This is a genomic window from Streptomyces canus 299MFChir4.1 (assembly GCF_000383615.1).
Classification (GTDB): domain Bacteria; phylum Actinomycetota; class Actinomycetes; order Streptomycetales; family Streptomycetaceae; genus Streptomyces; species Streptomyces canus_C.
In genome coordinates this window covers 70,516-89,935 of record NZ_KB911607.1, presented here as the reverse complement: position 1 = coordinate 89,935, position 19,420 = coordinate 70,516, and the positions used below count along the sequence as shown (strand labels likewise).

Sequence of the window (19,420 nt, the reverse complement as noted above, 5' to 3'; positions counted from 1 at the left end):
TGGGCGCGCAGTTCCTCGCGCCCCCAGGTAGGTGTCTCCCCCCTTTCTCGATCAGCGAGGTATGTGTCATGCACACGTCCGGGCCTAGCCGTCGTGCTGTTCTTGGTGGTGCTGCGGCCGCCGCGGCGGTCACCGTTGTTCCGACGTTCCAAGGGCGTGCTGAAGCCGCCACCACCCCCGCCTACCGTTGGCGCACCGCCGTCATCGGAGGTACCGGGTTCGTCACCGGAGTTCACTTCCACCCCTCCGTACGGGGGCTCGCCTACGCCCGTACCGACATCGGCGGGGCTTACCGGTGGGACGAGCGGAGCGCCCGCTGGACACCGCTCAACGACGACCTCGGCTGGGACGACTGGAACCTCCTCGGTGTCGAGGCCATGGCCGTCGACCCCGCCCACCCCGACCGGGTCTACCTCGCGCTCGGCACCTACGCACAGTCCTGGGCCGGCAACGGGGCCGTGCTGCGGTCCGAGAACCGCGGCGCCACCTGGGCCAGGACCGACCTCTCCGTGCAGCTCGGGGGGAACGAGGACGGGCGGGGGACCGGGGAGCGGCTGCTCGTCGACCCCCGGGACAGCGACACCCTGTGGCTCGGGACCAGACATGACGGGCTGCTCAAGTCCACCGACCGGGGCGCCACGTGGGCCGCCGCGACCGGCTTCCCCGGGGCTCCCACCAGCACCGGCCAGGGCGTCACCCTCCTCGTCGCCGCCGGACGCACCCTGTACGCCGGCTGGGGCGACTCCGACGGCACTACGGCCAACCTGTACCGCACCTCCGACGGCACCACCTGGGAAGCCGTCCCCGCACAGCCCTCCGGGACCTCCGCCAAGGTGCCGATCCGGGCCGCGTACGACTGCCACACCCGCGAGCTGTACGTCACCTACGCCAACGCGCCCGGACCCAACGGGCAGTCCGACGGCAGTGTGCACAAGCTGGCCACGACGAGCGGCACGTGGTCGGACATCACGCCGGTGAAGCCGGGCGGGACGACGGCTGGGGGCACCGCCCGCTCGAGCGAAGCCGAGAGTGGGGGAGGCTCCGCCGACACCTTCGGCTACGGCGGCGTCGCCGTGGACGCCCGCCGCCCCGGCACGGTCGTCGTCTCCACCAACAACCGCTGGGCGGCCGTCGACACCCTGTACCGGACCACCAACGGCGGCCGCACCTGGACGTCCCTGAAGGACTCCGCGGTCCTCGACGTGTCCGAGATCCCGTTCCTCACCTTCGGCGCCGACGAGCCCAAGTTCGGCTGGTGGATCCAGGCCCTCGCCGTCGACCCGCACGACTCCAAGCACATCGTGTACGGCACCGGCGCCGCCCTCTACGGCACCCGGGACCTCAAGCACTGGGCGCCGCAGATCCGCGGCCTGGAGGAGACCGCCGTACGCCTGCTGATCTCGCCGCCGACCGGGCAGGCGCACCTGCTCAGCGGTCTCGGGGACGTCGGCGTGATGTACCACGAGCGGCTGACCGCCTCGCCTTCGCGCGGCATGGCCTCGAACCCCGTGTTCGGGTCGGCGACGGGACTGGCGCAGGCCGCGGCCAGACCGTCGTACGTGGTCCGCACGGGCTTCGGCGACCACGGAAACGGCGCCTTCTCCCACGACGGCGGCAAGTCCTGGGCGCCCTTCGCGGCCCAGCCCGCCCTCGCCAAGGACGCGCCCGGGCCGATCGCCACCAACAGCGACGGCAGTGTGCTGCTGTGGACCTTCGTGCACTGGGACGGCACCAGGTACCCCGCCCAGCGCTCCACGGACAACGGGGCGACCTGGTCCGAGGTCGCCGGCTACCCCAAGGGCGCCACCCCGCTCGCCGACCCGGCCGACCCGACGCGCTTCTACGCGTACGACACCGACACCGGCACCCTGTTCGCCAGCACGGACGGCGGCAGTACCTTCAGCGGGCGGGCGAGCGGGCTGCCCTCCGGCGACAGCCAGTTCCAGCTGGCCGCGGCCCCGGGGCGCTCCGGCGACCTGTGGCTGAGCACCAAGACGAACGGCCTGTACCGGTCCACCGACGGCGGAGCGACCTTCGCCAAGCTCACCAGCTGCTGGGCCTCGCACACCCTCGCCTTCGGCAGGGCCGCCCCCGGTTCCGCCCACCCGGCGATCTACATGGTCGGCGCCACGGAGACCATCACCGGCGTGTACCGCTCCGACGACGGCGCGAAGACCTGGGTGCGCGTCAACGACGACCGGCACCAGTGGGGCTGGATCGGCGCGACCATCGCCGCCGACCCGCGGGTGTACGGCCGCGTCTACATCGCCACCAACGGCCGGGGCATCCAGTACGGGGAGCCCGTCTGATGGCCGTCGACAAGAGCCCGTCGCTGGGCGACGCCACCCGCGGCCGCATCCTCTACGGCGGCGACTACAACCCCGAGCAGTGGCCCGAGGAGACCCGGCACGAGGACGTCCGGCTGATGAAGGCCGCCGGCGTCAACTCCGTCACCCTCGGTGTCTTCTCCTGGGCGAAGCTCGAACCCCGGCCGGGCGAGCGGGACTTCGGCTGGCTGGACCGGCTGATGGACCTCCTGCACGACAACGGCATCGGAGTCGTCCTCGCCACCCCGACCTCCTCGCCGCCGCCGTGGATGGGCCACCTCCACCCCGACACCCTGCCCGTCACCGAGGACGGCCGCACCGAGTACTGGGGCGGGCGCCAGCACTTCTCGCACTCCAGCGCCACCTACCGCCGCTACGCCGCCGCCATCACCGAGGACCTCGCCGCCCGCTACGGCGGCCACCCGGCCCTCACCCTGTGGCACATCAACAACGAGTACTGCACCTACGACTGGAGCGACGAGGCCGCCGCCCGCTTCCGCACCTGGCTCAAGGACCGCTACGGCTCTCTCGACGCCCTGAACTCCGCCTGGGGCACCGCCTTCTGGAGCCAGGGCTACGGCGACTGGGCGGAGATCCACACACCCCGCCAGGCCCACTACATGAAGAACCCCACCCAGGTGCTGGACTTCAAGCGGTTCACCTCCGACATGCTTCTGGAGTGCTACGTCGCCGAGCGGGACATCGTGCGCCGGGCCACCCCGCACATCCCCGTGACCAGCAACTTCATGCCGCTGTGGGTCGGGCAGGACGCCTGGCGCTGGGCTGAGGAGGAGGACGTCGTCTCCGTCGACCTCTACCCCGACCCGCGCGATCCCCTGGGGGCCCAACAGGGAGCCCTCGTCCAGGACATGACCCGCTCGCAGGCCCGCGGCCCCTGGATGCTCATGGAGCAGGCCGCGGGGCCGGTCAACTGGCGGGGTGTGAACCACCCCAAGCCCCGTGGCCTCAACCGCCTCTGGTCCCTCCAAGCCGTCGCCCGCGGGGCCGACGCCGTCTGCTTCTTCCAGTGGCGCCAGTCCCGGCAGGGCGCGGAGAAGTTCCACTCCGGGATGGTCAGCCACGCGGGGGAGGAGGGGCGGACGTACCAGGAGGTCAAGCGGATCGGTGCCGAACTGGCCCGGATATCGGGCGAGGTGACCGGCAGTCACTCCCGCAGCGACATCGCCGTCCTCCATGACTGGCACGCCTGGTGGGCCGGCGCCCAGGACGGTCGCCCCTCCACCCGGGTCGATCACGCCGACGTGCTCAAGGCCTGGCACCGCGCCCTCTGGGAGGCCCACCTCACCACCGACTTCGCCCACCCCGACCACGACCTCACCGCCTACAGACTGGTCGTCGTCCCCCAGCTCTACGCCCTCACCGACGCGGCCATCGACAACCTCCTCGCTTACGTCCGCCAGGGCGGCACCCTCGTCTCCGGCTTCCTCACCGGCATCGCCGACCAGGAAGACCGGGTCCGGGACGGCGGCATGGACGCCCGGCTCCGCGGCCTGTTCGGCATCCGCACCCTGCACGAGTGGTGGCCGCTGGAGGAGGGGGAGACGGCCGACTGCGACGGATTCCGGGGCACGCTGTGGTCGGAGGAGATCGAGAAGACCGACGACTCCACGACGGAGGCCGTCTACAAGGGCGGTGAGCTGGACGGACTCCCCGCCGTCCTCCGCCGGGGCCGCGCCTGGTACCTCTCGACGCTCCCCGAACCGGGCGCCCTGCGCGACCTCCTCGGCCGTATCGCGTACGACGCAGGGGCGCGCCCGGTGCTCGACGGCCTGCCCGACCTCGTCGAGGCGGTACGCCGGGGCGACCTGCTCTTCGTCCTCAACCACGGCCGGGACGCGGTCACCGTCCCGGTACCGGGCACACACCACGATCTGCTCACCGGGACCACCTTCCGGGACGAAGTCGTGCTCGGGCGTCACGACGTGGTGGTGTTGCGCTCATGAACGTGATCCACGGAACCTGGGAACCCGCGCCCGCCACCCGCTGGGAGGACGGCTTCCTGAGCGGCAACGGCCGCCACGGCGCCCTCGTGTTCGGTGAGCCGAACGACGAGCGGGTCGTCGTCACCCATCACACACTCGTCCGCCCCAACGGCTCCGAACACGCCCGCCCGCCCCGCCTGGCCGCCGAACTCCCGGCACTCCAGGACCGGTTGCTCGCCGGTGAGCTCGACGCCGCCGAGCGCTTCACGGACGGCCGGCCCCTCCAGTGGGTGCAGCCCTTCCACCCGGCCTTCCAGATCCGGCTGCGCCGCCCGCGCGCGGCGGCTTCCGGCTACCGCCGGTCCGTCGACTTCACCACCGGTGTCGTGCACACCGAGTGCGAGGAGTGGCGCGGCCAGGTCTTCGTCTCCCGCGCGGACGACGTCATCGTCCAGCACGTCCAGGCGGCGGACCTGGTCGTCTCGCTGGACCACCGGCTCCCCGGCGCCCCCCACGGCCTGATGGTCGGCCAGAGCATCGTCCGCGCCGCCGACGGGGCCCTGCTCACCCTCCGCGTCCGCTATCCCGACAGCGACCGCCGCTACACCGGCATCACCCTGGTCGTCCCCACAGGCGGCCGCACCGCGCTCGTCCCGCCCGGCGCCCGTGTCACCGGCGCCGAGTCGGTCCTGCTGCTGACCCGGGTCGTACGCCACACCGGCGAACTGGACACGGCACCGCACGCCGAGGCCCTGCGCGATCTGGTCCCCGAGACCGAGACCGAGTCTGACACCGAGGCCGAGGCCGAGGCCGAGGCCGAGGCCGAGTCCGCCTCCGACGCGTACGCCCGACTCCTCGACCGGCACACCTCCCTCCACCGCGCCGCCTACGAGCGCGTCACCCTCGACCTCGGCGCCGACCCCGCCGAACGCGCCCTTGCTGGCGCGGAGTTGCTGGAGCGGCCCGACAGCCCCGCCCTCCTGGAACGCCTCTTCGCCGCCGGCCGCTACCACCTGCTCTCCGCCAGCGGCCTCTTCCCGCCCCGCCTCACCGGCCTGTGGACCGGCGACTGGGACACGGCCTGGTCGGGAGCGTTCACCAACGACGCCAACGTCAACCTCCAGACCGCGTCGGCCGCGTGTGCCGCACTCCCCGAAGTCACGGCCGCTCTTGCCTCCCTCATCGAACGTCAGCTGCCCGACTGGCAGGACAACGCCCGCGAGATCTTCGGCGCCCGGGGTGTCGTGGCCCCGCCGCACTCCGACGGCGAGTCCGGGCTGACGTACCACTTCGAGCGCGAGTACCCGCTGCACCTGTGGACGGCCGGCGCCGACTGGCTGCTCAAGCCCCTCGTCGACCATGACGAGACCCGCGGCGAACAGGACCCCCGCACCGCCCGCGCCCTCGCCGAGGTCGCCCTGTTCTACGAGGACTTCCTCACCCGCACGGACGCCGACGGCCATCTCGTCGTCGTCCCCTCCTACTCACCCGAGAACCGCCCCGCGAACGCCAGTTGGGGTGCGATCAACGCGGCCATGGACCTCTCGGCCGCCCGGCACGCCCTGCTCACGGCCGCCGCCTACCACCCCGAGAAGGCGGAAGCCTGGCGGGCCCTCGCCGACCGGCTCCCACCGCACCGGACCAACGCCGACGGAGCCCTCGCCGAATGGGCCTGGCCCGGCCTCGACGACACCTACGACCACCGCCACCTCAGTCACCTCTACGGCGTCTGGCCCCTCGACGAGATCACCCCCTACGACACCCCCGACCTCGCCAGGGCCGCCCACCGCGCCCTCGAACTCCGCGGCTCCGAGAACGACTCGGCCCACGGACACCTGCACCACGCCCTCGTCGCGGCCCGGCTGCGCGACGGCGAACGGGTCGCGCACGCGCTCGGCCAGGTCCTGGGGGGCGACTTCTTCCACACCTCGCTGATGAGCGCGCACTACCCGAACCGGAACGTCTACAACGCGGACGCCGCCCACACCCTGCCCGCCGTCCTCGTCGAGATGCTCGTCCAGTCGACACCGGACCGGCTGGTGCTGCTCCCGGCGGTTCCCACCAGCTGCCCCCGAGGTGAACTACGGGGCATCCGCACCAGGTTCGGGGCCGAACTCGACCTCGTCTGGAGCCCCACCGAAGCGACCGCGGTGCTGCGCCCCACCCGCACCCACCGCGTCGAACTGAGGACTTCCTCAGGCGCCGAGCCCCTCGAACTCGTCGCCGGAGAAGACCACGTCCTGCGTCTGGAGGCGTGGTAACCACCCCCGCATTTCCCCCCACCCATGGAAGGGACACCATGGCAAGCACCCTGCGCAAGATCACCATGGCCGCACTGGCCCCGGCGATGGCCATCGGCGCCACCGTCGGACTCGCCTCAGCCCCCGCCTCGGCCGCCGTCTGGAACTCCTGCGACCAGTGGGGCAGCACGAGCCTGAACGGCTACACCCTCTACAACAACATCTGGGGCTCCGGCGCCGGCAGCCAGTGCATCTGGGCCAACTCCGGCACCAACTGGGGCGTCTGGGCCGACCACCCCAACACCGGCGGCATCAAGTCCTACCCGAACTCCAAGAAGGTGGTCAACAAGTCGATCACCTCGCTGGGTTCGCTCTCCAGCAACTACAACGTCTCGGTCCCCTCGTCGGGCGCGTACAACACGTCGTACGACATCTGGGACACCAACTACAGGTACGAGATCATGCTCTGGGTCAACAAGACCGGGGCCGTCGGCCCGCTCGGCAGCTCGCAGGGCAACGTGACGCTCGGCGGCCACAGCTGGACCGTGTACAAGGGCACCAACGGGTCGAACCAGGTGTTCTCCTTCGTACGCACCTCGAACTCGACCTCGGGCACGGTCGACGTCCTCCCGATCCTGAAGTGGATCAAGGACACCAAGGGCTGGTTCGGCAACGAGACCATCGGTGACGTGCAGTTCGGCTTCGAGATCACCAGCTCGTCCGGCGGTCTGAACTTCACCACCAACAACCTGACCGTGAGCAGCAGTTGACCTGACCATGGGGGTGCGTCGGGTTTGATGGGGACATGCGTACCACCACCCCCCTCCGACGTGCCCTGATCACCGTGACCGCGACCGCGGCCGTCGTCCTCACCGCGACGGGTTCCGCGGTCGCGGTTCCCGTCTCCGGGACGGCCGCGGCACCCCACGCCACCGCCCCCTCCCTCTCCGCCCTGCATCCCGTCGTCGAACTCGCCGCCGAACGCCTCGCCACCGCCGACCTGGTCGCCGCCGCCAAGTGGGGCACCGACAGCCCCATCGACGACCCCGCCCGCGAACAGCAGGTCCTCGACAACGTCGCCGCCCAGGCTCAGCAGCTCGGCGCCGACCCGGACGAGATCCGGGTGATCTTCCGCGACCAGATCGAGGCCAACAAGATCGTCCAGCGCGGCCTGTTCCAGCGCTGGACCGACCACCCCGACCAGGCGCCGACGACCAAGCCCGACCTGAGTGTCGTACGGCAGGAGATCAACCGGGTGACCAGCGCCCTCGTCGAGGCCCTCGCCACCACCGCCGACGACCGCGGCGCGCTCGCCTGCCGCCCCGAACTCGCGTTGGCCGCCCTCCAGGTCCACCACGAGGACCACCTCGACGCCCTGCACACCCGGGCCCTGGCCCGCGCCTTGCACTCCGTCTGCGGAAGCTGACCCCCACACGACGAAGCGGCCGGCCCACCCCCGTGGGGCCGGCCGCTCCGGCTGCCGCTACTCCGCCACCGGCAGCCTGGCCCCGTCCCGCAGGAACAGCGGGATACGGTCCAGCGGGGCGTCCACGGTCACCGTCGTACCGCCCTCGTACGTCCGGCCGGTCCACGCGTCCGTCCAGGCCGCGCCCGCCGGGAGATAGGCCGTCCGGGCCGTCGCGCCGGCCGTGAGGACCGGGGCGACCAGGAGGTCCCCGCCGAAGAGGTACGCGTCGTCGACCGTCCACGCCGCCTGGTCGTCCGGGAACTCCAGGAACAGCGGGCGCATCGGCGTCAGACCCTCCTCATGGGCCTCGCGCATGACCTTCAGGACATACGGCTTCAGCCGCTCGCGCAGCCGCAGGTACTTCTCCATGATCGCGCCGGCCTCCTCGCCGTACGACCACACCTCGTTCGGACCGCCCGTCATGTCCGGGCCCAGCGGCATGCCCGGGTCGCGGAAGCCGTGCAGCCGCATCAGCGGGGACAGCGCCCCGAACTGGAACCAGCGGACCATGACCTCGCGGTACGCCGGGTCGTCCGGGTCGCCGCCGTGGAAGCCGCCGATGTCGGTGTTCCACCAGGGGATGCCGGACATCGCGGTGTTGAGACCGGCGGTGATCTGGTCGCGCAGGGTCGGGAAGTCGGTGCCGATGTCACCGGACCACAGGGCTGCACCGTAACGCTGACTGCCCGCCCAGGCCGAGCGGTTGAGGGTGATCACCTCCTCGCCGGCCGCGCTCAGGCCCTCGTGGAAGGTGCGGGAGTTCTCGGCCGGGTACATGTTGCCGACCTCCATACCGGGACCCGCCCAGTAGCGCAGGTTCTCCTGGAAGCCCGGCTTGAGCTCCGGCTCGCAGGCGTCCAGCCAGAAGGCCGTGATGCCGTACGGGGCGAGGTAGTTGTCGCGGACCTTCGACCACATGAACTCCCGGGCCTCCGGGTTCGTGGCGTCGTAGAAGGCGACCTGGACGGTCGAGGCGACCCCCTTGTCCGGCCAGTCGGCGTGCGCCATCGGGCCGTACTGCGTGCCGATGAACCAGCCGCGCTGCTCCATCAGGGCGTGGTTCTCGCTGAGCGGCGACACCGACGGCCAGACGCTCACCACCAACTTGATGCCCAGCTCTTCCAGTTCCCGGACCATCGCCGCCGGATCGGGCCACTCGGCCGGGTCGAACTTCCACTCACCGAGATGCGTCCAGTGGAAGAAGTCGCAGACGATCGCCGAGATCGGCAGCCCGCGCCGCTTGTACTCCCGTGCCACGGAGAGGAGTTCGTCCTGGGTGCGGTAGCGCAGCTTGCACTGCCAGAAGCCCGCCGCCCACTCCGGCAGCATCGGCGTACGCCCCGTCACCGCGCTGTAGCGGCGCTGGCCGTCGGCCGGGGTGCCCGCGGTGATCCAGTAGTCGATCTGGCGGGCCGAGTCGGCCACCCAGCGCGTGCCGTTGCGGGCCAGCTCCACCCGGCCGATCGCCGGGTTGTTCCACAGCAGGGTGTAGCCCCGGCTGGAGGCGAGAACCGGGATGCCGACCTCGGCGTTGCGCTGGATCAGGTCGAGGACCAGGCCCTTCTGGTCCAGCTTGCCGTGCTGATGCTGGCCGAGACCGTACAGCCTCTCGTCGTCGTAGGCGGCGAAGCGCTGCTCCAGGCGGTGGTGGCCATTGCCGACCGCGGTGTACAGACGCGAGCCGGGCCACCAGAAGTGGGCGCGCGCCTCCGCGAGGAGCTCGGCGGAGTCCTGGGTGCGCAGGAACCGGAGCTGCCCCTCGGCGTCGACGTGGACGGTCAGCGCGCCCACCGTCAACTGCCCTTCCCCGTCACCTATCTTGACCGTGCTCTCGGTGGCCGGAGCCTCGTCGAGCAGGGCGCCCGGCAGTCCCTCCAGGATCGGCCCGCCGAGCCGGGCACGCACCCGCACCGCGTCCGGTCCCCACGGCTCGACGCGTACGGTCTCCTGACGCCCGCTCCACTCCAGCGCGCCGTCCCGCTCCCGGAACGTGCCGACGGTGGGGGAGGACTGCGCGAGACTGACCTTGGGCTGGATTTCGGCAGGCTGATTCACGAGGGGTGCTCCTGAAGGAATGCAGACAGGGGCGTGCCGCACAGGCACGGAACGCGTGGTGTGAGGTGGGTGGGATCCGGTGGGGGAGGTGTCAGGACACCGAAGGCGCCGGGCCCGTGCTCGCCCGGACCGTCAACTCGGGCTCGATCAGGACCACTTCGTCCTCACCGCGGCCCTCCAGCTTGGCGACGAGACGCTCCAGGGCGTGCCGGCCCATCTCCTGGGCGGGGATGGCCACCGACGTCAGCCGCACCGAGGCCTGCACGGCGACCTGTTCGGGGCAGATCGCCACCACCGAGACGTCCTCGGGGATGGCCCGGCCCTGCTGACGCAGCAGCGCGAGCAGCGGCTCCACGGCCTGCTCGTTCTGCACGACGAAGCCCGTGGTGGACGGACGCTCGTCGAGGACGCGGGCGAGGGTCACGGCCATCGCGTCGTACCCGCCGTCGCACGGCCGGTGCAGCAGCCGTACGCCCAACTCCTGGGCGCGCGACCGGAGTCCGTCCAGGGTGCGTTCGGCGAAACCGGTGTGCCGTTCGTAGACCGCCGGGGCCTCGCCGATGACAGCGATGTCGCGGTGACCTAGCTTCGCGAGGTGCTCGACGCACAGCGCGCCGGTGGCCCGGAAGTCGAGGTCGACGCAGGTGAGTCCGGAGGTGTCGGCGGGCAGGCCGATGAGCACGGACGGCTGGTCGGTGCCGCGCAGCAACGGCAGCCGCTCGTCGTCGAGTTCCACGTCCATCAGGATCATCGCGTCGGCGAGCCCGCTGCCGGTGACGCGCCGTACGGCGTCGGGGCCCTCCTCGCCGGTGAGCAGCAGGACGTCGTACCCGTGTGTCCGCGCGGTGGTGGCCACCGCGATGGCGATCTCCATCATCACCGGCACGTACATGTCGGTGCGGAGCGGGATCATCAGCGCGATGATGTTCGACCTGCTGCTGGCGAGGGCGCGGGCGCCCGCGTTCGGGTGGTAGCCGAGTTCGCGGATGCTCTCCTCGACCCGCTGCCGGGTGCTCGTCGAGATGGACCGCTTGCCACTGAGGACATAGCTCACCGTGCTCGCCGAGACTCCGGCGTGCTGGGCGACCTCGGCGAGGGTGACCATCCAGCTCTCCAAGCTTTGTGAAGCGCTTCGACAGTGCGCAGTGTGAACAGGTGCGAGTGGGGGTGGTTCGACAGTAGCTCCCCCGGGAGTGGGTGTCCATAGGTTGTCGAAGCGCTTCGACAAGACTCTTGGGCGAGTGACCCGCAGGGACGGACCCAAGCAGATGAACCCACTCCGGCCTGGTCGTTCACCGCCCTGGCGGGGCGCGGCTTCCTGCCTACCACGACGGGCCCGCCGGGGCCATGGAGCGGGACACGGGAGTCCGGCCGCAGAACAGGTCGGTACCGAGTGGGGCGGGGCTCGACGGGACGGTGGAGCGCGGGGTGGGGTGGGGCCCGGCTGGGTGGTGGGGGCGGCTCGGCCAGGACGGGGGCTGGGACCTCGCCCCGGCCGGCACCGCCCTGACACACACCGGGGCCGGGGACCGGCCGCCTCGGCAGCGCGCACGCGAAGCCACGCCCGCCGACGGTCGTCCCCGTCGCACTCACCCGCCAACCGGACCCGGAAACGGCCGCGCCTGTGTTTCCGTGCCCCCACCACCGGCCGCAGGGCCGCCCCGGCGGCACCCTCCCTCGGACCGGAGACCTCCGAGAAGCGACATACATGAGCTCGGCACCGACGCGGTCTCTGCCGCCCCGATGACCCGGCACCGGATCGTATTCCGTCGACATGGGCCGAACGGCCGCGCGAGGGGTGGTGGGCTCGCCCCGGATCAGGTACATACGATCGGGTAGCACCCGTCGGTAACCATACGACCCCCAAGATCCCCATTCACGACGAGGTGAGCCTGATGTCCGCACCGTCCACCAAGCCCGTCGTCACCGAGCGCGAGGCCCGCGAGGTTGCGGAGGCAGCCCGGGAGCAGGACTGGCGCAAGCCCAGCTTCGCCAAGGAACTGTTCCTCGGCCGGTTCCGGCTCGACCTCATCCACCCCCACCCCATGCCCCCCGAGGAGGACGCCCGGCGGGGCGAGGCATTCCTCGCCGCACTCCGCGACTTCTGCGAGACCAAGGTGGACGGCGCCCTCATCGAACGCGAGGCCCGCATCCCCGACGACGTCGTGGCCGGACTCAAGGAACTCGGCGCCTTCGGCATGAAGATCGACACCAAGTACGGCGGCCTCGGCCTCACGCAGGTGTACTACAACAAGGCGCTCGCCCTCGTGGGCTCCGCGAGCCCCGCGATCGGCGTACTGCTCTCCGCCCACCAGTCGATCGGCGTACCCCAGCCGCTGAAGCTCTTCGGCACCCAGGAGCAGAAGGAGAAGTTCCTGCCCCGGTGCGCCCGCACCGACATCAGCGCCTTCCTCCTCACCGAACCGGACGTCGGCTCCGACCCGGCACGCCTCGCCACCACCGCCGTACCCGACGGGGACGACTACGTCCTCGACGGAGTGAAACTCTGGACCACCAATGGCGTGGTCGCCGACCTCCTCGTCGTCATGGCCCGCGTCCCGAAGTCCGAGGGCCACAAGGGCGGCATCACCGCCTTCGTCGTCGAGACCGACTCACCCGGCATCACCGTCGAGAACCGCAACGCCTTCATGGGCTTGCGCGGCATCGAGAACGGCGTCACCCGCTTCCACCAGGTCCGGGTCCCGGCCGCGAACCTCATCGGCAAGGAGGGCCAGGGCCTGAAGATCGCCCTCACCACCCTCAACACCGGCCGCCTCTCGCTCCCCGCCTCCTGCGTCGCCGCAGGCAAGTGGTGCCTGAAGATCGCCCGCGAATGGTCCGCCGCCCGCGAACAGTGGGGCAAGCCCGTCGCCCACCACGAAGCCGTCGGCTCCAAGATCTCCTTCATCGCCGCGACCACCTTCGCCCTGGAGGCCGTCCTCGACCTGTCCTCCCAGATGGCCGACGAGAACCGCAACGACATCCGCATCGAAGGCGCCCTCGCCAAGCTCTACGCCTCCGAGATGGCCTGGCTCATCGCCGACGAACTCGTCCAGATCCGCGGCGGCCGCGGTTTCGAGACCGCCGACTCCCTGAGGGCCCGCGGCGAGAAGGCCGTCCCCGCCGAACAGGTCCTGCGCGACCTGCGCATCAACCGCATCTTCGAGGGCTCCACCGAGATCATGCACCTGCTGATCGCCCGCGAGGCCGTCGACGCCCACCTCTCCGTCGCAGGCGACCTCATCGCCCCGGACAAATCCCTCGGCGACAAGGCGAAAGCAGGCGCGAACGCAGGCGTCTTCTACGCCAAGTGGCTCCCCAAACTCGTCGCCGGACCCGGCCAACTCCCGAACTCCTACAGTGAGTTCAAACGAGAGGTCGACCTCTCGACGCACCTGCGCTACGTCGAACGAACGGCCCGCAAACTCGCCCGCTCCACCTTCTACGCCATGTCCCGCTGGCAGGGCCGCATGGAGACCAAGCAGGGCTTCCTCGGCCGCATCGTCGACATCGGCGCCGAACTCTTCGCGATGAGCGCCGCCTGCGTACGCGCCGAACTCCTCTACACCACCGAAGCCCACGGCCGCGAGGCCTACCAGCTCGCCGACGCCTTCTGCCACCAGTCCCGCCTGCGCGTCGAGGAACTCTTCGGCCGCCTCTGGAACAACACCGACGACCAGGACCGCAAGGTCGTCAAGGGTGTGCTCTCCGGCACCTACGCCTGGCTGGAGGACGGCATCGTCGACCCCTCCGGCGAAGGCGTCTGGATCGCGGACGCGACCCCCGGCCCCTCCGAGAAGGAGAACGTCCACCGGCCCATCCGCTGACCCCTCACGACAGCGCGCCCCCCGGGAGAGGGACGCGCTGTCCCCCCACACCGTCCTTACGGCCACAATGGAGGGATGAGCGACAGTCCAGCCCCTCTCGCCGACCCGCACCTCGTCTACGACCCGGTCGCGGGCGACGGCCCCAAGGACGTGGTGATCCTCGGCTCCACCGGCTCGATCGGCACCCAGGCCATCGACCTCGTGCTGCGCAACCCCGACCGCTTCCGGGTGACCGGCCTCTCCGCCAACGGCGGGCGCGTGGCACTCCTCGCCGAGCAGGCACACCGGCTCAGGGCACGGACCGTCGCCGTCGCCCGCGAGGACGTCGTACCCCAGCTACGCGAAGCGCTCAGCGGTCTCTACGGCACCGGCGAGCCGCTCCCCGAGATCCTCGCCGGCCCCGACGCGGCCACCCAGCTCGCCGCCTCCGACGCGCACACCGTGCTCAACGGCATCACCGGCTCCATCGGACTCGCCCCCACCCTCGCCGCCCTGGAGGCGGGCCGCACCCTCGCGCTCGCCAACAAGGAGTCGCTCATCGTGGGCGGCCCGCTGGTCAAGGCCCTCGCCAAGCCCGGGCAGATCATCCCCGTCGACTCCGAGCACGCGGCCCTCTTCCAGGCCCTGGCCTCCGGGACCCGGGCCGACGTCCGCAAGCTGGTCGTGACCGCGTCCGGCGGCCCCTTCCGCGGCCGCACCAAGGCCGACCTCGCCCAGGTGACCGTCGAGGACGCCCTCGCCCACCCCACCTGGGCCATGGGCCCGGTCATCACGATCAACTCCGCGACCCTCGTCAACAAGGGTCTCGAAGTCATCGAGGCACACCTCCTCTACGACATTCCCTTCGACCGCATTGAGGTGGTCGTGCATCCCCAGTCGTATGTCCACTCGATGGTTGAGTTCACGGACGGATCCACGATCGCCCAGGCGACGCCCCCCGACATGCGCGGGCCGATCGCCATCGGCCTCGGCTGGCCCGAACGCGTCCCCGACGCGGCGCCCGCCTTCGACTGGAGCAAGGCGTCGACCTGGGAGTTCTTCCCGCTCGACAACGAAGCGTTCCCCTCGGTGAACCTCGCGCGACACGTGGGACAGCTCGCGGGCACGGCCCCGGCGGTGTTCAATGCCGCCAACGAGGAGTGCGTCGAGGCCTTCCGGGCCGGCGCACTGCCGTTCAACGGGATCATGGAGACCGTGACCCGGGTGGTGGACGAGAACGGCACCCCGCACGGGGGAACCTCGCTCTCCGTCGCGGACGTCCTCGAAGCGGAGACCTGGGCGCGGACCCGGGCCCGGGAACTGACGGCACAGACGGCGGAGGCCCGTGCATGACGACCCTGATGTTCATCCTCGGCATAGGGCTCTTCGCCCTGGGCCTCCTGGTGTCGATCGCGTGGCACGAGCTGGGGCACCTGTCCTTCGCCAAGCTCTTCGGCATCCGCGTGCCGCAGTACATGGTCGGCTTCGGCCCGACCGTCTTCTCCCGCAAGAAGGGCGACACGGAGTACGGCATCAAGGCCGTCCCGTTCGGCGGCTACATCCGCATGATCGGCATGTTCCCGCCCGGCGACGACGGCCGTATCAGCGCCCGCTCCACCTCCCCCTGGCGCGGCATGATCGAGGACGCCCGCTCGGCCGCCTTCGAGGAACTCCAGCCCGGCGACGAGAAACGCCTCTTCTACACCCGTAAGCCCTGGAAACGCGTCATCGTGATGTTCGCGGGCCCCTTCGCGAACCTGATCCTCGCCGTCGCCCTGTTCCTCACCGTCCTCATGGGCTTCGGGATCTCCCAGCAGACCAACACGGTCAGCTCGGTCTCCAAGTGCGTGATCGCCCAGAGCCAGAACCGCGAGACCTGCAAGGCCTCCGACCCGGCCTCCCCGGCCGCGGCCGCCGGCCTCAAGGCGGGCGACAAGATTATCTCGTTCAACGGCGTGCAGACCGACGACTGGAACAAGCTCTCCGACCTCATCCGCGCCAACCCCGACAAGACGGTCCCGATCGTCGTCGAGCGCGACGGCAAGGACGTCACCCTGACGGCGAAGATCGCCAGCAACCAGGTCGCCAAGAAGGACTCCAGCGGCCAGTACGTCCAGGGCGAGTACGTCACCGCCGGCTTCCTCGGCTTCAGCGCCGCAACCGGCATCGTGAAGCAGGACTTCGGCGACTCCGTGGTCTGGATGGGCGACCGCGTCGGCGAGGCCGTCGACTCCCTCGCCGCCCTCCCCGGCAAGATCCCGGCCTTGTGGAACGCGGCCTTCGGCGACGCCCCGCGCGAGCCGGACTCCCCGATGGGCGTGGTCGGCGCGGCCCGCGTCGGCGGCGAGATCTTCACCCTCGACATCCCGCCGACCCAGCAGCTGGCGATGGCGTTGATGCTGGTGGCGGGCTTCAACCTCTCCCTGTTCCTCTTCAACATGCTCCCGCTGCTCCCCCTGGACGGCGGCCACATCGCCGGCGCCCTGTGGGAGTCCCTGCGCCGCAACCTGGCCAAGGTCCTCAAGCGCCCGGACCCGGGCCCGTTCGACGTGGCGAAGCTGATGCCGGTGGCCTATGTGGTGGCGGGGATCTTCATTTGCTTCACCTTGCTGGTGCTCGTCGCGGACGTCGTTAACCCAGTGCGCATCTCGTAGCCATACGGCGTTCGAGGCGGCCCGGTGTGACCCATGCCGGGCCGCCTTCCATTGGGTGGGTTTGGCGGGCGGGATGTGCTCGGGCCCCGGTCGGTGCCGTAATCTCGAAGCCTGGAGCCCGCCGCTGACGGGACCGGGACCTTGATCCACGACTTGGGGTTGCACAGCAGATGACTGCGATTTCTCTCGGCATGCCGTCCGTTCCGACCAAGCTCGCCGAGCGCCGGAAGAGCCGGCAGATCCAGGTCGGCACGGTCGCGGTGGGCGGTGACGCCCCGGTCTCGGTCCAGTCGATGACGACGACGCGTACGTCCGACATCGGCGCGACGCTCCAGCAGATCGCCGAGCTCACCGCCTCCGGGTGCCAGATCGTGCGCGTGGCCTGTCCCACCCAGGACGACGCGGACGCCCTCGCGACGATCGCCCGAAAGTCGCAGCTGCCGGTGATCGCGGACATCCACTTCCAGCCCAAGTACGTCTTCGCCGCCATCGAGGCGGGCTGCGCGGCGGTCCGGGTGAACCCCGGCAACATCAAGCAGTTCGACGACAAGGTCAAGGAGATCGCGAAGGCCGCGCGCGACCACGGCACCCCGATCCGCATCGGCGTGAACGCGGGCTCCCTGGACCGCCGTCTGCTCCAGAAGTACGGCAAGGCGACGCCCGAGGCGCTCGTCGAGTCGGCCCTGTGGGAGGCGTCCCTCTTCGAGGAGCACGACTTCCGGGACATCAAGATCTCGGTGAAGCACAACGACCCGGTCGTCATGATCGAGGCGTACAAGCAGCTGGCCGCGCAGTGCGACTACCCGCTCCACCTCGGCGTCACGGAGGCGGGCCCGGCGTTCCAGGGCACGATCAAGAGCGCGGTGGCCTTCGGGGCGCTTCTCTCCCAGGGCATCGGCGACACCATCCGTGTCTCCCTCTCCGCGCCTCCCGTGGAGGAGGTCAAGGTCGGCAACCAGATCCTGGAGTCCCTGAACCTCAAGCAGCGCGGCCTGGAGATCGTCTCCTGCCCGTCGTGCGGCCGCGCCCAGGTGGACGTCTACAAGCTGGCCGAGGAGGTCACGGCGGGCCTGACCGGCATGGAGGTCCCGCTGCGCGTCGCCGTCATGGGCTGCGTGGTGAACGGTCCGGGCGAGGCCCGCGAGGCCGACCTCGGCGTCGCCTCCGGCAACGGCAAGGGGCAGATCTTCGTCAAGGGCGAGGTCATCAAGACCGTCCCCGAGTCCAAGATCGTGGAGACCCTGATCGAAGAGGCGATGAAGCTGGCCGAGCAGATGGAGGCACAGGGCATCGCCTCGGGCGAGCCGTCGGTGTCGGTCGCGGGCTGACACCGGCCGACCGCCGGTTCAGCCCGTCCGGGGGCGCGCGGCCCCCGGGAACGGTCACCGAACCACCGGGCGCCTCACGGCAAACGGCACCGAAACGCGGGTCGGCACCGCTCGGCTTCCACAGGTACAGTGCGGAGATCAGCAGACCCCAGTGTGAGGCCCCGCCCGTGTTGACCCAGACGACCTCCCGGGTCCTCGAACCGAGCGACCTGGACGCCGCGCTCGCCATCCTCGACAGTGATCCGGTCGCGAACGCCTTCGTGACGTCGAGGGTGCAGGTCGCCGGCCTCGACCCGTGGCGGCTCGGCGGCGAGATGTGGGGCTGGTACGAGGACGGCATGCTCACGTCCCTCTGCTACGCCGGCGCCAACCTGGTCCCGATCTGCGCGACCCCGCGAGCCGTCCGTGCCTTCGCCGACCGGGCGAGGAGGGCGGGCCGCCGTTGCTCCTCGATCGTCGGCCCGGCCGAACCCACCGCTCTGCTCTGGCGCCTGCTGGAGCCCAGTTGGGGCCCGGCCCGGGACGTCCGCGGCCACCAGCCGCTCATGGTCACCGACCGCATGCCGGCCGACATCGCCCCGGATCCGTACGTCCGCCGCGTCCGCAAGGACGAGATGGAGACGATCATGCCGGCCTGCGTGGCGATGTTCACGGAGGAGGTCGGTGTCTCCCCGCTGGCCGGCGACGGTGGTCTCCTCTACCAGGCCCGCGTCGCCGAACTGGTCGGTTCCGGCCGCTCCTTCGCCCGTGTCGACGAGCACGGCAAGGTCGTCTTCAAGGCGGAGATCGGCGCCGCGACGGACCGGGCCTGCCAGATCCAGGGCGTCTGGGTGGCCCCGGAGTACCGGGGCAGGGGAGTGGCCGCGCCCGGGATGGCCGCGGTCCTGCGCTACGCCCTCGCGGACGTGGCCCCGGTGGTCAGCCTCTACGTCAACGACTTCAACACGGCGGCCAGAAGGACGTACACGAGGGTGGGCTTCCAGGAGGTGGGCGCGTTCATGAGCGTCCTCTTCTGAACCCGCCTGCCTGTACGCTCCCCGCATGGACCTCGTCATCGGCCCCCTAGACCTGTCGGCCCACGTAGACGAGGCGCTAGCCGTCCAAGCCGTCGCCTTCGGGCTCGGTGCCGACGAGGTGGCGGTCCGCCGTCAGATCGTCCTGCGGCACATGACCTACCCCGGCGCGAGAGCTCTCGGCGCGACCGTCGGCGGCACCCTCGTGGGCTTCGTGTACGGCATGCCCAACGACCGCACCCACTGGTGGTCCACCGTCGTGGAGCCCTACCTGCGCGCGCGGCACAACGACCTCTGGCTCGACGACTCCTTCGTGATCACCGAGCTCCATGTGCACCCGCAGCACCAGAACCGCGGCATCGGGCGCACTCTGATCACCACCATCACGGACAGTGCCGCCGAGCCCCGTTCGATCCTCTCCGCGATCGACACCGACAGTCCGGCCCGCGGCCTGTACCACTCGCTCGGCTACCAGGACCTCGCCCGCCAGGTCCTCTTCCCGAGTGCCCCGAAGCCGTACGCGGTCATGGGGGCCCCGCTGCCGCTGCGCCGCCGTTAACGGATTTCCACCGGCAGACGCCCCCCG

13 protein-coding genes are annotated in these 19,420 nt (G+C 70.7%); 11 read left to right on the top strand and 2 right to left on the bottom strand.

Annotation, left to right across the window (positions count from 1 at the left end; all coding sequences use genetic code 11):
* Positions 1-68: 68 nt before the first annotated feature.
* The 5 genes from H293_RS0136130 to H293_RS0136110 are packed head-to-tail and all read left to right on the top strand — an operon-like array spanning position 69 to position 7,936.
* Positions 69-2,309, top strand: coding sequence for an endo-1,4-beta-glucanase (locus tag H293_RS0136130; protein ID WP_020122687.1), 2,241 nt, complete (start codon positions 69-71; stop codon positions 2,307-2,309).
* Positions 2,309-4,291 carry a beta-galactosidase gene (locus tag H293_RS0136125; protein ID WP_020122686.1) on the top strand — a complete coding sequence of 661 codons (1,983 nt, stop codon included), beginning with the start codon at positions 2,309-2,311 and terminating at the stop codon, positions 4,289-4,291. Before H293_RS0136130 ends, H293_RS0136125 begins: the two co-directional genes overlap by 1 nt.
* Positions 4,288-6,531 (top strand): glycosyl hydrolase family 95 catalytic domain-containing protein, encoded by a 2,244-nt coding sequence (locus H293_RS0136120; RefSeq protein ID WP_020122685.1) that lies wholly within the window; start codon positions 4,288-4,290, stop codon positions 6,529-6,531. Before H293_RS0136125 ends, H293_RS0136120 begins: the two co-directional genes overlap by 4 nt.
* Before the next feature lie 38 nt (positions 6,532-6,569).
* Entirely contained in the window at positions 6,570-7,280 is a 711-nt protein-coding gene (locus tag H293_RS0136115) for a glycoside hydrolase family 12 protein (protein ID WP_020122684.1), read from the top strand.
* A gap of 35 nt (positions 7,281-7,315) precedes the next feature.
* Complete coding sequence (locus H293_RS0136110; protein WP_020122683.1) at positions 7,316-7,936, top strand: chorismate mutase; 621 nt, start codon at positions 7,316-7,318, stop codon at positions 7,934-7,936.
* Positions 7,937-7,993: 57 nt separating this feature from the next.
* Here the strand turns inward: H293_RS0136110 and H293_RS0136105 are convergent, their stop codons facing one another.
* Together H293_RS0136105 and H293_RS0136100 are read right to left on the bottom strand one after the other, a co-directional pair.
* Positions 7,994-10,033, bottom strand: a complete 2,040-nt coding sequence (locus tag H293_RS0136105; protein ID WP_020122682.1) for a glycoside hydrolase family 31 protein — start codon at positions 10,031-10,033, stop codon at positions 7,994-7,996.
* A 91-nt stretch (positions 10,034-10,124) separates the two neighbouring features.
* Positions 10,125-11,138, bottom strand: a complete 1,014-nt coding sequence (locus H293_RS0136100) for a LacI family DNA-binding transcriptional regulator (RefSeq protein ID WP_020122681.1) — start codon at positions 11,136-11,138, stop codon at positions 10,125-10,127.
* A 790-nt stretch (positions 11,139-11,928) separates the two neighbouring features.
* Between H293_RS0136100 and H293_RS0136095 the strand changes: the two genes are divergently transcribed.
* The 6 genes from H293_RS0136095 (at position 11,929) to H293_RS0136070 (ending at position 19,393) form a co-directional block, all read left to right on the top strand.
* Positions 11,929-13,860: an acyl-CoA dehydrogenase family protein gene (locus H293_RS0136095; RefSeq protein ID WP_020122680.1), complete on the top strand. Its 1,932-nt coding sequence runs from the start codon at positions 11,929-11,931 to the stop codon at positions 13,858-13,860.
* Between the two features lie 75 nt (positions 13,861-13,935).
* The gene (gene dxr / locus H293_RS0136090; protein ID WP_020122679.1) at positions 13,936-15,192 is read left to right on the top strand and encodes a 1-deoxy-D-xylulose-5-phosphate reductoisomerase; all 1,257 of its coding nucleotides are present in this window, start codon (positions 13,936-13,938) and stop codon (positions 15,190-15,192) included.
* An 8-nt stretch (positions 15,193-15,200) separates the two neighbouring features.
* On the top strand, positions 15,201-16,493 hold the full coding sequence (locus H293_RS0136085; RefSeq protein ID WP_106968489.1) for a M50 family metallopeptidase: 1,293 nt from the start codon (positions 15,201-15,203) through the stop codon (positions 16,491-16,493).
* 170 nt (positions 16,494-16,663) lie between these two features.
* Positions 16,664-17,821 (top strand): flavodoxin-dependent (E)-4-hydroxy-3-methylbut-2-enyl-diphosphate synthase, encoded by a 1,158-nt coding sequence (ispG, locus tag H293_RS0136080; protein WP_028808497.1) that lies wholly within the window; start codon positions 16,664-16,666, stop codon positions 17,819-17,821.
* A gap of 167 nt (positions 17,822-17,988) precedes the next feature.
* Positions 17,989-18,837, top strand: coding sequence for a GNAT family N-acetyltransferase (locus tag H293_RS0136075; protein WP_020122676.1), 849 nt, complete (start codon positions 17,989-17,991; stop codon positions 18,835-18,837).
* Between the two features lie 25 nt (positions 18,838-18,862).
* Positions 18,863-19,393 carry a GNAT family N-acetyltransferase gene (locus tag H293_RS0136070; protein WP_020122675.1) on the top strand — a complete coding sequence of 177 codons (531 nt, stop codon included), beginning with the start codon at positions 18,863-18,865 and terminating at the stop codon, positions 19,391-19,393.
* Positions 19,394-19,420 lie beyond the last annotated feature (27 nt).